The 14,876-nt window shown below is 37.7% G+C and carries 13 protein-coding genes; 2 read left to right on the forward strand and 11 right to left on the reverse strand.

Annotated elements, in window-relative coordinates:
- Nucleotides 1-146 precede the first annotated feature (146 nt).
- From EPJ89_RS08440 to EPJ89_RS08460, 5 genes are all read right to left on the reverse strand, one after another.
- The gene (locus EPJ89_RS08440; RefSeq protein WP_161636974.1) at nt 147-1,463 is read right to left on the reverse strand and encodes a uracil-xanthine permease family protein; all 1,317 of its coding nucleotides are present in this window, start codon (nt 1,461-1,463) and stop codon (nt 147-149) included.
- A 233-nt stretch (nt 1,464-1,696) separates the two neighbouring features.
- The gene (locus tag EPJ89_RS08445) at nt 1,697-2,260 is read right to left on the reverse strand and encodes an accessory gene regulator B family protein (RefSeq protein ID WP_125164132.1); all 564 of its coding nucleotides are present in this window, start codon (nt 2,258-2,260) and stop codon (nt 1,697-1,699) included.
- Nucleotides 2,261-2,339: 79 nt separating this feature from the next.
- Entirely contained in the window at nt 2,340-3,635 is a 1,296-nt protein-coding gene (locus EPJ89_RS08450) for a sensor histidine kinase (protein WP_125164131.1), read from the reverse strand.
- Entirely contained in the window at nt 3,636-4,355 is a 720-nt protein-coding gene (locus tag EPJ89_RS08455) for a LytR/AlgR family response regulator transcription factor (protein WP_237558291.1), read from the reverse strand. It lies immediately after the preceding gene.
- 94 nt (nt 4,356-4,449) lie between these two features.
- Nucleotides 4,450-4,560 (reverse strand): AgrD family cyclic lactone autoinducer peptide, encoded by a 111-nt coding sequence (locus EPJ89_RS08460; RefSeq protein ID WP_018580021.1) that lies wholly within the window; start codon nt 4,558-4,560, stop codon nt 4,450-4,452.
- Nucleotides 4,561-5,093: 533 nt separating this feature from the next.
- Here EPJ89_RS08460 and EPJ89_RS08465 point away from each other — a divergent pair.
- Entirely contained in the window at nt 5,094-5,594 is a 501-nt protein-coding gene (locus tag EPJ89_RS08465) for an FUSC family protein (protein WP_200549512.1), read from the forward strand.
- Nucleotides 5,595-5,633: 39 nt separating this feature from the next.
- Here EPJ89_RS08465 and EPJ89_RS08470 read toward each other — a convergent pair whose 3' ends face one another.
- The 6 genes from EPJ89_RS08470 to EPJ89_RS08495 all read right to left on the reverse strand — a co-directional run bounded on the left by EPJ89_RS08470 (nt 5,634) and on the right by EPJ89_RS08495 (nt 13,429).
- Nucleotides 5,634-6,167 carry a TetR/AcrR family transcriptional regulator gene (locus EPJ89_RS08470; protein WP_161636972.1) on the reverse strand — a complete coding sequence of 178 codons (534 nt, stop codon included), beginning with the start codon at nt 6,165-6,167 and terminating at the stop codon, nt 5,634-5,636.
- Nucleotides 6,168-6,308: 141 nt separating this feature from the next.
- The gene (locus EPJ89_RS08475) at nt 6,309-6,836 is read right to left on the reverse strand and encodes a dihydrofolate reductase family protein (RefSeq protein ID WP_244660823.1); all 528 of its coding nucleotides are present in this window, start codon (nt 6,834-6,836) and stop codon (nt 6,309-6,311) included.
- Nucleotides 6,837-6,861: 25 nt separating this feature from the next.
- Complete coding sequence (locus tag EPJ89_RS08480) at nt 6,862-7,455, reverse strand: PepSY domain-containing protein (RefSeq protein WP_200549516.1); 594 nt, start codon at nt 7,453-7,455, stop codon at nt 6,862-6,864.
- A gap of 111 nt (nt 7,456-7,566) precedes the next feature.
- Nucleotides 7,567-8,415 carry an undecaprenyl-diphosphate phosphatase gene (locus EPJ89_RS08485; RefSeq protein WP_161636969.1) on the reverse strand — a complete coding sequence of 283 codons (849 nt, stop codon included), beginning with the start codon at nt 8,413-8,415 and terminating at the stop codon, nt 7,567-7,569.
- A gap of 110 nt (nt 8,416-8,525) precedes the next feature.
- Nucleotides 8,526-12,998, reverse strand: coding sequence for a S8 family serine peptidase (locus EPJ89_RS08490; RefSeq protein WP_200549519.1), 4,473 nt, complete (start codon nt 12,996-12,998; stop codon nt 8,526-8,528).
- A 230-nt stretch (nt 12,999-13,228) separates the two neighbouring features.
- Nucleotides 13,229-13,429: a cold-shock protein gene (locus tag EPJ89_RS08495; RefSeq protein WP_003775691.1), complete on the reverse strand. Its 201-nt coding sequence runs from the start codon at nt 13,427-13,429 to the stop codon at nt 13,229-13,231.
- A 229-nt stretch (nt 13,430-13,658) separates the two neighbouring features.
- On the opposite strand from EPJ89_RS08495, the gene EPJ89_RS08500 reads away from it, so the two are divergent.
- A complete protein-coding gene (locus tag EPJ89_RS08500; RefSeq protein ID WP_200549521.1) occupies nt 13,659-14,729 on the forward strand; it encodes an endonuclease/exonuclease/phosphatase family protein in 1,071 nt (356 codons plus the stop codon).
- Nucleotides 14,730-14,876: the final 147 nt, after the last annotated feature.

The following is a 14,876-nucleotide window of genomic DNA, read 5'->3' on the forward strand; positions in this document are numbered from 1 at the left end:
ATCCTTAAATTTAAAAGATAATTAGCTTGTCCAAAATTTGGGGTTCAGTTCATAGTCGGGTGGGCTCCTTTTATTATACAAAAACAACCGCACCTTGGGTGGTGCGGTTGAGATTTGAATTTAGGAAAACGGCCGAAGCCGTTTTATTAATAAGTCTCTTTTATTTCTTTTGGTTTATCGATGAAATTTAAGAATAGGTTTAAGAGAATTCCAACAATCGCCGCTAAACTCATCCCTGTTAATGACGTTTGTGATGTAATTTGAACACTCGCACCACCCAGACCAATCACCAACATGGATGCAACGACAACCAAGTTTTTCATATCGGAGAGATCGGTACGATCTTTAATCAGCACCTTTATACCGTTTGATGCAATTAAGCCATAAAGCACAATCGTCATACCACCAATAACAGCCCAAGGAATGCTTGTGATAAAGGCTTGAACCCAACCTAAGAATCCAAGTAAGATTGCGAAGATTGCAGCCAATCCGGTTACATACACTGAACCAACACCGGTCATTGCAATAACGCCTGTATTTTCACCGTAAGTCGTGTTAGCCGGACCCCCAAGGGCAGCCGAGACAAATGTAGCCAATCCATCACCTAAAATAGTACGGTTTAATCCTGGACTATCAAGATAATCTTCACCCGTAATCTCACCGAGAACTACGTGATCTCCAATGTGTTCCGCAATCGTTACAAGCGCTAATGGTGCGAAAGCCGCAACGGCTGTGAAATCAAGTTTATATGTTCCAATAAATTGAAATTTTGGAATTTGGAAGAAACTGTATCCTTGGAACACGGTACCAAGATCCACCAGTCCTAAAGCAACTGATGTAAAGTATCCTACAAAAATAGCGACTAAGAATGGAACAACTTTAATAAAGCCCTTTCCTTTAATTGAGACGAGCACAACACTCATAAATGTTACAAATGCTACTAAAGGAACTTTCCAAGCAGCACCCTGTACACCAAGATATTTACCTTGTTCTAAGAGAACATCAATACCCATTAAACCTGCTTCTTTAACCGCTGTTGGTGCAAGGGATAATCCGATAATCACAATCATCGGCCCTACAACAACGGGTGGTAATAATTTCTTAATCCAACCACTACCCGTAAATGTAATGATGATGGAAACAACTAAGTAGATAAGACCTACAACCATAAGACCGGTATAAGCACTTGCTGCGCCTCCGGTTGAAGCGATTGCGGCAGCAACACTTCCAATATATGCAAAGGAGCTTCCTAAATAAATTGGAACCTTAGCACCTGTACATAGAATGTAAATTAAGGTACCGATACCACTTGCGACCAGTGCGACCCCTACATCCAATCCCGTTAAAAATGGAACGAGAATGGTTGCCCCAAACATCGCAAAAACATGCTGCAAGCTTAGAATAATCCACTTGCTTGTTGAACTGGGTTTTTCTTGAACCCCGACTGTAAGATTATGACTCATGTGTAAAACCTCTTCTTTCTCCCGTATGGTCTTTTATACAAAAGGACACCCGAAGGTGTCCTTTAAGTTTAAATAAGGTAAAAAGCAGCTTTATGCATCATAATACAAAAGTTGACTGCGTACCTTGTTGTGCTCTCTGTCACAACTTAAAGGACTCATACTATCGAGATTATAGCATAGGTTTAAAGATAAATACAACCGTAATTTAAAGATCTTAATTGTTCTGGGTATCCTTATGCTTCGCGAAGATGAATAATTTGGCCAAACGCAAACGTTATCGTAACCACCATAATGACATTCATCACCACTAAAACAATATCAAAGATACTTGGGAGTGCTAAAGCAAGAATAAATAAGATGAAACACATGATAATAATGTAACTCATAAATCCGGTGTTTTTATTTAGGCGAATGTTATTGCGGTTAAATAAAAATACAAGCATGATTGATCCACAAAATGCTGATGATAAGAGCATATAAGGGACCTTGAAACTCGTGTCAATCACACTTGGACCAAATACCGAGAAGACATAGGCAATCACCGTCATAGTAAAACATCCCAAAAAGGTACTTGAGTGGAACGTATCATCCAAACTCCGCAAAGCCCCTAACATCACAACAAACGCCAATGTGGGTCGAAAGCAATGAAATACAATCCCCATTAGAATGATAAAACCAAACGTAAACAGATTGGACATCACAACTTCTAAAGCAAAACGCATGCGATCACAATCATCTTCATCAATATACCCGTATTTATAAAAATTATGACTTAGTTTCAATGATATTTTTTTCATGTAACACCTCTATTTGTATTATATGAAAAAAAGATACTTGATAAATCGAAATGGTTTATATTGTATCTTTTTATGCATATTATGATGATTTGGAAAGGATTAGCGTTAATTTGAAATAATCATCTTCAATCTTGCTATCCATTTTCCCCATATATTTTTCGGTTGTTTCTTTCATGGCAACCATTCCAAAACCACGTTTATCCCCTAACCGTTTTGATGACAGATAAACGCCATCTTTTATACGTGGCATTTCATGAAATGTATTCAAGACTTGAATCTTACAGAACTGACTGTTTTCTTCAAGATATAGTTTGACGACCCGTCGTTCACACTTACCTGCAGCTTCTATCGCATTATCCAATGCATTCCCAAGCAACACCGTTAAGTCATAGGGTTCAATTTGAAATTCAGAAATACCAACCCGCGTAACAAAATGAATATGTGGGTTTTGCGTGATTTTAGAGTTTACGATTGCATTTATAACCGGATTGGGAGTGTTCACATACGTCTTTAAAGCTTCATGATGAATCAGCTCATGAATGTAATTCCGCGCTTCATCATCCTTTCCCGATTCAATCATATAGGAAAGTGAGGCCATGTGGTTTTTAAGATCATGTTTAAGTTTCATGACTTCCACATCGGATTCAACACGCTCCACTTCTCGTTTTTGATAGAGATTGAATGCATCGATCATCGTTTGATATGTCTCGTTTTTTACTTTCATTTCAAAATAGTTACTGATAATCATAAACATAATCGAGATTAAGATTGTTTGGATAATAATAAAATAGAAAATAAGATTTTTCGAAATAATGTAGTCCTGAGTTAACACAATATCAAAAAGGACGATAATTACGAGCAGGTTAACCACGAGGTAACCCAATGTATAGTTGGAAACAAAAATATCTTGAGTAAACTGCTTGGGGCCTAAAAATCGACGCAACAACTCAATGAGAATGATTGTAATGGTCTTAATACCAAACATCACAATCATTCTTAATTCGGTTGCCCCCATTAGCACATCAACATGAATATTGGTAATTTTAACGACTGCGGAAATTACCAGAATCGTGATAATACCTAAGAGAAGATAATAGACAATGGCGGACATTACTTTCGCAAACACACTACCATCAAACAATACAAACACATAAACAATTAGTAAAACACCCATAATAATCGAAACAAAAGAAGAAAACGCGGTCGAAACGGTGGCACTAAAAATCAAAAAGGATGTTAGGAAGGTAACACCCCAGAATTTAAATTTATGATTATCTTTAGTTGTAAGAAAGACTTGCGCAGCTCTAAAAAGCAACAATACATCTAAAAGACAAAACAATGCTTCCCCAATCAGCATCATGCCTTCATTTGTCATCTACAATCGCTCACTTTCTACTAAGAAATCTAAATAATTTTGATATAAATTTTTAAACTGACCGCGCGATACTTCAATTACGTCATCATATCCCTTCAGTTTAATAACGCCCTTTCGCATTTCTTGAATATACATCATATTCACAATATAGCGACTATTAGGTTGGATAAACATTGATTCAGGCAAACTTTCATAGACCTTCGTTAAACTGGTGGACTTCATAACATACGACTCATCTTGAGTATAAATCGTAATATTACGGTTTTCATAGAGCGCAAAAACAATCTCCATAAGCTCCAAATTTAAAATCCCCGAATCAAATTTAAAAACAATACTATCGCGTTGGGTTAAGCGCGTCGTAAGCTGAATTAACGCCTCTGGCAACTGTAAATCCAATTCTTGCTTTAAGATATAGTCATAGACATTAAGACCAAAAGCGTCCTTAATATAGCCCTCATAGGAGGTGATAAAGATAACGACTGTACTTGGACTATCCAAAGAAAGACGTTTCGCTAATTCAACGCCATTTCGAGAACCCAATTCGATATCCAATAAAACAATATCGATCTTGGTCTGTTTTACACACGACAACACATCATCTGGATTATCAAAGATTAAGACACGATAATCAATATCTCGGCTAAGCAGTGTTTGATTCACAACTTCCCGAAGACGATCATGCATGATCGTTTCATCATCAACAATTGCTATTTTAATCATAACCATACCATTCCTTTGCCTAAATTATAGCATAACCTTTCCCTATAATTGAACCATAAAAAAACCTTGGTCCGTTACTAACCAAGGTTTTTTATTATTTTTTCTTTGGCAATTCTGGCTTATAGAAAGACCATAGCGATAATGTTGTTGCTTGATCTGAAATTTTCAACAGACCCTGTACAACGTGATTAACTATTTTTTTCATTGGCCTCCTCCTTCCGCCCCAAATATTTGTATTGCTTCACATCCCCTTGATCAAAACAAATTTTGGTACGATGTGCTTCGTTTACATCAATGATAGAATGCAAACGGATCGTTATTCGTAATAACTGAAGTAACAATGCTTGACTATATGGTCAAGTATAACCAAGCGATAAAATCGATTATGTGCGATATAATGATTTATAGGAAGTCAATATATTATTTAGAATATCCCACCATACCTAAATAAGAGCTCCGAAGTGTGTTCATCTTCGTTAAATCATTCCTAACTGTTACTTAACTTCATCGAAAAGCAGTCGTCTCACCAAAGACGGTTGCACACGATTCATCACACACTGATGAATCATTATTATGGTGTGTGCTGCATACATACAAAGAAGGTTATGATTTTTTTTTGTATTGTTATGCAAACCTATAATAATGGAAGAATGACATATTTTGATTTTTTATGTATAATTTGTATGAAATTAAGGATATTTTGTATTTTTACACAAAAAAAGAAACTTGAGGTGCCAAATGGACACGAAATATTTACCTGGATTACGAATTCTCAAAACAACCCTTGCGGTTGCAATTTGTCTTATTGTTGCTTGGACATTAGATTATCCTGCTCCTTTCTATGCAGCAATTACTGCCGTATTGATGATGAAATCATCCCCTGAGCATGCTGTACGTGCTTCACTCGATCGAATATTAGGTACCCTCTTTGGAGGGCTTATCGGTATCCTCTTTCTTCTTATTACCATCTATTTTAATATCCCTAATGATTCCTTAGGATACACCGTATTGATTGTACTGGTACTTCTGGTTGATCTAACGTTTTGTAAAATATTAAACCTTCGTGAATATGCAACATCCATGTCCGCAATTTTGGTTCTTGCGGTACTCCTTAATCATAATGGCACACAAGGGGATGCCATCCAATACATGATTCGCCGGATTCTAGAAACATTATTTGGAATCTTTATCTCGGTCATTATTAATAAGTACATTAATCATAAAGAAGACCTGTCTTAAATTTAAAAAGTCTCAACGACCGCAATCGTTGAGACTTTTTTAGTAAGCTACAATTCCATGTAGTAGCATCTGCATTGTATTTTCGACGGCTTCTTTTTGCGTTACATTTCCCACATACACCTGAACCCATGCAATTGAAACATAATTATTGATGGTATTGATAATCCATCCTTCATTAACGTTTTGATTCAACATCTTCTTTTTATACATTTTAATTACAACAGTATAAAGGGGCTTAAGGATTGCATGACATTCTTGTCGAAGTTCATCCGAATTCAGACCATCCGGATAATAATATAAGAAGTACACGCGATCACCCAATTCAATCAGTACATCTACAATATCTTTTAAAGATTCAAATAAATCCAGTTTACGTTCAAGTCCCTTTAGGGCTGTATCAATCTCCTCAATACAAGCGCGAGCCATTACGTCATAAAGCTCATCACGCCCTGTAAACGTACGGTGAAACGTCGCGCGACTGATACCGGCATTTTTTGCGATATCATTTACCGTAGCGGTCGGATTCATAATTATAAAGGGCACAGTTCTTCGAATAATTTCTTGTTGTTTCATCATAACCTCTTTGCGACATAAGTGTGTCATTCCACTTATAATACAACTGCCACATGGACAAGTCAAGGAGATTTGCGGTCATTTTTCACACTTATTTCATAATTAAATTGATTCCGTATCAAAACAACAAAAAAAGCGCACTTAATCGCGCTTTCGATACTTCATATAAACCAACTGGCCCTTTGTATCACTTTCAATTAGATCAAGGTGGTGGCTGTTTATCGATTCATCAAATAATGGAATCCCCTTCCCCAGTAAAACCGGAGCAACCGCAATCCAATATTCATCAATAATCGCTGATGCCACAAGTTCTGAAACTAACATTCCACCACCAACAATCCAAAGATCTTTGCCTTCTTGTTGCTTTATGGCATTCAGTACTCCAACAACATCGTCCGAGATGATTGCCATGTTTTTACGCAGTTTTATATCCTGTGATGAAACAACATAGGTAAAGGAATCCTCATACGGATAGACATCCGGTGAAAGTACTTCTGTAACCTGTTCGTATGTTTTCCGCCCCATGACGACGGTATCAATGGATTTGTAGAACCGATCATAAGTATCATCATCTAAAGAGTTATAAGGGTCTAACCAATCAATAGCTCCCTTCTCATCCGCGATATAGCCATCCAGACTCATGGCAATGAATAGTTTAATTTTTCTCATCATACCACTTCCTAAGTTCTACGAACTAGTCTTCGCGCATCACTTTACCCGTCATCGCATCAATTTTAATATCGATCGATTTTTGATGTGCACCAACAATCTCAACCTCATAGACTAAGGCATCATCCTTCTTCTTGAGTTCAACTTCCACAAAATGTCCAGGCTTAACTTTTAATGCTTGATGCATTGCATCCGAAACAGGAATCACCGTATCAAATTCATCCCGCGTAAATCCATCCCGTTCAACCTCAAGCTGTTCTTCATGGTCCAAGTATTCATTTGTCTCCGAAAGAATGGCATGATTACTATTAAATACGATTTCAACTTCACTATCTTCAATCGCTGCCTTAACCTCATAGACTCCCTCTTCATGAAGAGGTCTGTAGGCAACTTCCGTAATGATTGATTGTTCATCGTGTAACGAGAAATAAAAATCAAGTGCATCTTCGAAGGAAACTTCAGGGAGATGGTTTGGATTTTCTGTATTTGGTTTGATTGGTGGAAGCTTTTGAACTTCTTTATCAACGGGATGTGGCTTTATCGAAGTCGCAGTTTTCCCGCGATCGGAGCACCCAGCAGTAATCCCTAACATCAAACAAATACAAATGATCTTTCTCATGTCGACAGTCCTTCCTCATTATCTTCTATTTACATTTTAGCACACACATCTCATAACAACTGTGTGTTGTATTGTGATTTTAATAAAAAAAGAAGCCGAAGCTTCTCTATTTTAGAATAACAATGGTTTCACAACATAGAAGAACAGTAAAACAATTACCCCTAAAACAATTCGATAAACACCAAATGCTTTAAAGTCATTCTTCTTAAGATAATTTAATAGGAAACGGATTGCGAATACCGAAACGATAAAGGACACAACCATTCCGACAACTAGTAAGCCAAACTCAGAGAACATAAATCCATTCCCTTTAATGAAGAACTTCGCTAATTTTAAAATACTTGCCCCAAACATAACGGGTACTGCCAAGAAAAATGTGAATTCTGTAGCGACAATGCGGGACACACCAATAATCAATGCCCCAACGATTGTTGCACCGGATCGTGATGTCCCTGGGAATACAGCTGCAATTAATTGGAATAGTCCAATAATCAATGCCGTTTGATATGTAATTTCAGAAATTTTTGTGATTTTTGGTTTCGCATTTTTATTGCGATTTTCAACAACAATGAAAATTACCCCAAATAAAATTAACATAATTGCGACAACGGTCGGATTATACAAATGTGCGTCAATCCAGTCATCAAATAGAATTCCAACAATTCCAGCTGGAATGCAAGCAACCACAATCTTTAACCACATATTGATGATGTCTTTTTCGACAGTTATGTTTCCCGCTTTATTTTTCTTAAATGGGAACAGCTTATGCCAATAAATAACGACCACGGCGAGAATTGCACCTAATTGTATCACCACAAAAAACATGGATTTAAATTCAGGTCGTGCATTCAATTTTAAGAATTCATCTACAAGAATCATATGACCTGTACTACTGATAGGTAACCATTCTGTAATTCCTTCAACGATACCGAGGATTATAACTTTTAATAACTCAATCAAACTAGAGTCCTCCTATTTATATTATGCCTATAACAGACTATGATTAGAATAACATATTGAGGACTTGTTGTGATGAATTTAGTGTAAATTTTAGTAAAACATCATGATTGTTATTTTATGTGATTCTTTTTATCACTTATAATTCGTAACACAAGACCTAATCCTAAAAGTGTATAACCACGATATTGAGGTGTAATACCTGTTTGCGGTAAAGATTCACTTACGATACCAAAATGAACTACTGGTTTTTCAGGTTTGACACCTTCATCACGTGATGGTGGTGAAACAGGATCTTTGGGTTTAATAATTGGTTTTTTCAAATCGTCAATTGGTTTTAATCCCCCATCTACGGGTTCTTTTGGTTTTATTGGGTCTACAGGATCCGCTGGTTTTACGGGATCTACGGGATCTTTTGGTTTTACGGGATCTACGGGATCTTTTGGTTTTACGGGATCCACGGGATCTTTTGGTTTTACGGGATCTACAGGATCTTTTGGTTTTACGGGATCTTTGGGATTTTCGGGATCGATTGGATTTGTGGGAACAACTGGATCGATTTCTATGGGTTCCGGTTTGGCTTTAACCGTAACCGCGACGGATTGTTCTTCACCATCTTTAGTGCGATAACGGATGTCCGTTTGACCTTCTTTAAGCCCTTTAAATATCATATCCTGACCATTATTTTGAGGTGTTCCTTCAAGATATGCTTCATCCCAAATCCATTTTCCTTGAGCTGGTTTCGGACTGAGTTTAAAGGTATTCCCTACTTCAACGTCCATTGAACTCGGTAAGTTTTTAATGACCAAAACAAGTTGGTTCAGGGATTGTTTGAGCTTGTCGACCATATTATCAATAAGATTTTGATCAATCCCTTTTTGATTGCGAAGTGTTTTCGCTTCTTGAAGTGTGGTCATTAAGTTCGTAAAGGAAGTTTGGGTGTAATCGGCAGCATTTAAATTGGATGCTTGACTGATTAGAATATCTAATTTTTTCATATCCAAGCCCCCTACTTTTACTTTCGCAACGGCTCGTGTTCCATTTTTAAGTTCCGCAATGACTGCAGCTTCACCAGCATGCTCCCCTGTAAATTTAAGGCCGGCTATGCTCACGTGTTCCTCGTTGCTTGTAAGTAATCGTGTTACAACTTCAGGATTGCTTGGATCATTGTTTTCTATTGTAAATTTCGGAGCAACAACCGTTCCCGAATTAATTTCGTAGACGTTTTTCTCAAAGCTTAGCGTTGGTTTGTATTGTGGTTGATCCACAACTTCAACCTCATACTCTAATTTTTCGTACGCATTTTGAACCGTAATTTTTGCTTTACCTTTTTGATGGGCTTCAATTTCGCCTGTATCAAGAGCTGAAACAATGTGTGGAGCATCCGAATCAAAGGTACGTGTTCCCTCTAACTCATAAGATACAAGTTTACGTTTTTCTCCAACCTTCATTTGAAGTTTCAGCGATTCTTCTTCAAATACTTCGATAAGTGCAACAAGATCAATGCCATTTTTATCTTGGATTTTAATAAAAGTCGCTCCAGGTTTAATGCCCGTTACAAGTCCTTTATCATTCACACCCGCAACATCACGATCTTCCGATTCAAACGTTGGTGTCTGCCATTTAAAATTACTTGGTTCAAGTTGAATTTGTTCACCCACTTTTATTTTAAACTCATCCACTTTAAGGTGTGGTTTGGGTGTGCCAGGTACCACAGTTTTATAATTGGTTTCAAGCATTCCGGCATCAACTGCGGATATCACAACTTCTTGACCTTTTAAATTCGTCACATCCACATCAAAGGCATGACGGGATACAAGATCATAGGGTGTATACTGTTTCTTTAGCGGACGGTTTACTTGGACTTTGTCATTATAAACAGGATAAAGGGCAGTTTGCGTTAAAAATGTATTATCACTGCTTTCCACATGCATCATCACCGTTCCATTCTTTTCTGTAAACTTAATTTTATCTTCTGGAATGACCGGTTTTGTATGATCGATATGAATTGTATGAACAAGTTCTTGATCAATCCCTTTACGATATCCCAAATCAGCACTGATTTTTAAATCATAGCGACCTTCTGGGAGCGGATTTTTATGTTGATCTAGGCCTGTAAACGTTGAGAAAGGCCAGAAAAGGATGTTTGGAACTTGTTTTCCATAGGTATTGTTGTAGAAGGTTTTACGAATATTTGGACGTTCTTCTTTCATAATGACCCGTTTTGTTTGTTTGTTGGTAATTTCCATGGTCATGGATTCAACATTTCTTAATTGACCTAAATTAATTCCATTCAACTTATCAAACAAGCCATCTCCATTTGGAGAGAGTACAAAACGACTTGGATTTGTATGAATCATCCGACGATCAAAAATATTACCACCCATGGGCATTTTGTCAGAACGATAACGGTGTGCATAGTTACTTGCACGAACACCCATCTCATATTCCGCGGCATGATCAAAGAGGGGTGGCTTTTCCCAATCACCATAAAACGCTAAGAATGGAATGCTGATTTGTGGATGACTGGCATGCGTGAGTTGTACAAAACCTTCCACATACGTGCCATTTTCAAATTCCTGGTTGAGTCGATTTTTTTCAGCCTGGGTAAGTTGAACGGTAATCGATACATCCTTTGTTTCCTGCGGCTTTACCGTCACCGATGTAGATCCTGAACGTGTTACATCCGCACTTCGGTTATCATCCGTCATAAACACACGTTCGCGATGATCATCCATGATACTGCGTTTGATTGCGGGTACACTCACTTTTTCTTGAATTTGATACGTTTCGGCTTGTGTTCCGATATTGGTAACTTTAAATTTTAACGTATAATTACCCGTTTTGTTTTGGTCATCTCCCAATTCGATTTTAGGGCGATTGGAGCCATCATGATTTTGCTTGGGATCAACACTTAAATAAACTGGGGTCTTAATAGCAGCATTAATATCCATCATCCCTGCCCCTTGTTTTCGAACCGGTTGGGGCGCACCATCTTTTTGTACAATTGGATGGGCGGTACTCATCAATAGATTATTGGTAAGTTCCATCTTTTGAATGTTGGTAAGGCTTCCAAATTTATCATTTAAGTATTGTTTCATTAATGCGGATGCCCCTGCAACATGCGGTGTTGCCATGGATGTTCCGGACATCTCATCATAATTACGTCCATTTAATCGGGGCATTGCGGAACGTATCCATGCCCCTGGCGCTGAAATTTCTGGCTTAATACTAATGTTAGGGGTTGTCCCGATACTGGAGAAACCAGAAAGGGTGACTTGAGTTGGATCAACGGTCTTACTTCCCGGACGATATTTCGTATTATTCACACTTGCTACAGATACCGGAGACGCATACGTTGACGGACTCCCAACAATACCGTGGTCGGGATCTGAAGCAAGCGTTAAATCATTCCCATATAAGTTTTTCTCAGAAGCGGACATGGCATTTCCTGCGGCAACATCAAGGACAATACCGTTATCTCGAATACGATTATACATATCGTTTGTAGGCTTGTAGGCATCATGCATAAACCCCGCATCACTACCCAAACTCATATTAATGACATCAACGCCTAAATAAACACAATCTTCCAATGCCGATACCAAGCTAATATCACTGGCCCCACCGCCTTTATCGCTAAACACTTTAAAAATCATGAGTTGCGCCTCCGGTGCAACGCCTCTAAAATCTGTTTGATCTTTTCCCGCTACAGTTCCTGCAACGTGAGTTCCATGGGCTAAACGTCCATAATTATGCGCACTCGGATCAACAATCGGATCGTTATCGGCATAGTCATAAACAAATGGAACTTTATCATTGATATAAACATGATCTACAGTAAGTCCGGGTGTATTGGCTGTCGCCTTGAGTTTTTTATCATTTAAAACCGTTTGGATCTTTTGTTTATTAATTCTAAATTGTGTTGGTGCTACCGCAAAGGCAGGATGTCCTGTATCAAGACCCGTATCCAAAACCGCTACCACTGTATTCTCACCTTTGTAGTGTGATTGCGTCCAAACGGTATCCGAACCAATGGTACGATTACTATCAACCATTTGTGGTTCGGGAATGTCATAGGTTTGACTGACAAAAGCACTCTTAACGCCCTCGATATCTTTTATTAAATTAAGATCATCCAAGGATGCTTTCAGAGAAAAACCATTCATAACCCGTGTAAAATTACGTTCTACTTCCACATCCTTTTGAATCACTTCAGAAATCTTATCAACTACAACGTCATGAGATTTGATTAAGTTTTCTTCGAGGTCTTGAGCTTGTTTGGTTTCTGAAAACGCCCCTAAACTACCAACCCTATGGATCTCATTTTCGTAATCTAAAATTGGTCGTGCTTCCAGTTCTACGATAATATCGACTGGGTCACTGGGATCAACTGAAACCTCAGATGCTTCCTCTTCAACATCCGTCGCTTCTTCATCCAGAATCGCTTGAACGATCGATATATCATCCACTGGTGTGAGTTCTGCACCAATTCCTTCGTCATTTGCACGGATATTTGTGCCGGTTGTAATCACTAAAAGAAGTGAAAGAACTATGGGCATCATCGCTTTAAATCGTTTCTTCATAAAATCACCGCTATCCTTATATATAGTATTTATTATTTTCTTTTTTTATAATACATGAATTATTTTTTGATAGGTTAAGATTTAAGAAAGTTTCCAAAATCATCAAAAATCGCGTGATTTTATATCAAATTCAGAGAAATTTAAGCACAACATTGACCACATAAAACAAAAAACGTCTCTTTAAAGACAAAAAAACTCTCGTTTCCGAGAGTTAAATGATAATGTTTTAATTAAGCAACTTTAACGTTGATAGCTTTATCACCACGTGTATCACTTTCAATATCGAAAGTAACAACATCACCGTCATTTAAAGTTTTAAAACCATCGCTGATAATTCCTGAGTAGTGTACGAAAATTTCTTTTCCACTGTCAGTAATGATGAATCCAAAACCTTTATCTGCATTAAAGAATTTTACTTTTCCTGATTCCATAAGTATGCCTCCAGTTCTAGTTAATTAAGAAGGTCATGCTTACCTTGTTCACACAATTGCAATGAGTATCTTATAACTTCTAAAGTATATCACAACATCTTCCCAATTACTACTAAACATTTAAACTTATTCATTTCTCACCAAAATCCCATATTTAAAAGTTTCATCCATTTATCTTGTTGCTTCCAACAATCTAACGTAAAATTAATCTATAGAAATGAGGATGCCTATGAAGAATCTATTTAAATTAATAATCAAAGTGGTCTTAGCTTTTTTACTGATTGTTCTAATTGTGCTGGGTGGATTTATAACCTATGCTTTTGTTACCGATTATAAGCCTGAGCCGCGCATTCAACTCGAGATTGATCAGGGAACCCACCAGTCCACGATTACAACGGATAAACTATATTCAATTTTAACGTATAATATTGGCTATGGTGCTTTAGGAAAAGATCAAGACTTCTTTATGGATGGCGGAAGTAAAGCTGGGGCTGATTCCTACGATGAAGTGATGACAAATATGGATGCGATCAATCAATTCTTCATCAAGCAAGATCCTGATTTTGCGTTCTTTCAAGAAGTTGATTTATCCGGTAATCGCAGTTATGACATTAATCAGTATGAATTGTTGCGTAAAACCGAATACAACGGTATTTATGCTCCCAATTACAAAGTGAAATACGTACCGGTTCCTTTTACACATCCAATGGGTGGAGCAGAAAGTGGTATTGTAACCCTTTCAAAATCCGTTCCAACGCTTTCTGAACGTTATCGTTTTGATGGAGAAGAACCAATGATTAAACAATTATTTGATCTAAAACGAGCATTTAGTATTACGCGCTATCCAACGGATAACGGTAAAGAACTCGTTCTTATTAACGCTCACTTCTCTGCTTTTGATGAAGGCGGTAAAGTCCGTGTTCAACAACTTGCCCAAATGCGTCATGTGCTTGAAACCGAGTATGCTCAGGGAAATTACGTTATTTTAGGTGGTGACTTTAATCATGAGTTACCGACAACGGATGCGCAACAATTTCGTTGGACGGATGCTTATCCAGATTGGATTATGAAGCTTCCTGACGACTTTGCACCCAAAGGGTATCATTGGGGTGTAGATCCTAAAAATCCTTCGGTACGGGCCGTCGATAAGGCTTACCGTCCTCAAGAGACCTTTACCGCAGTCATTGATGGTTTCCTCGTATCGGATAATATTGAAATCAAGCAAACAATTGGACATGGAACACTTAACTTTGAACATTCCGATCACAACCCGGTATCCATGACCTTTAAGTTAAAATAAAAAACGTAGCCATACGGTTACGTTTTTCCTAAATTCAAATCTCAACCGCACCACCCAAGGTGCGGTTGTTTTTGTATAATAAAAGGAGCCCACCCGACTAAAAGGAGCTCCCATATGAAGTATAAACAATTAGATAAAAAAATGAAA

The organism is Erysipelothrix sp. strain 2 (EsS2-6-Brazil) (assembly GCF_016617625.1).
GTDB lineage: Bacteria > Bacillota_I > Bacilli_A > Erysipelotrichales > Erysipelotrichaceae > Erysipelothrix > Erysipelothrix piscisicarius.